Here is a 394-nt window from a genome sequence, read left to right as displayed (position 1 = left end):
AATTGAACTAAACGCCCTCTTTACGATCAGATCTTTCGACCAAGAAGGATTTAATCATGCAGAGGGCGTATGAATAATTTAGTGGATATATTTTGTGATGTCGATGATTTTTGTGCTGTATTCATTCCGCAATGGAAAACACAATGCCTGACTGACGGCACACGAAAACGTCAGCGCTCAAATCGAATGGACATGAGCGAAATAATGACCATTATCATACTCTTCCATACATCCCACCACCGTGACTTCAAGAACTTTTATACTGGTTATCTTGCTCGATTCTTTAAATCTGATTTTCCACATTTGCTCAGTTACAGTCGCTTTTTGGAACTAATGCCCACAACTGTCGTGCCATTGTGCAGCTATTTTTGTACCATAAGAAGTCAGCCAACAG

The 394-nt window shown here is 40.1% G+C and carries 1 pseudogene; it reads left to right on the top strand.

Annotated elements, in window-relative coordinates:
• Positions 1-69 precede the first annotated feature (69 nt).
• Positions 70-394: pseudogene (locus AAEY99_RS21235) on the top strand (IS982 family transposase); the annotation flags it as partial.

The organism is Shewanella sp. S1-58-MNA-CIBAN-0166 (assembly GCF_040310085.1).
Classification (GTDB): Bacteria; Pseudomonadota; Gammaproteobacteria; order Enterobacterales; family Shewanellaceae; genus Shewanella.
This window is presented reverse-complemented; position numbering and strand designations above follow the sequence as displayed.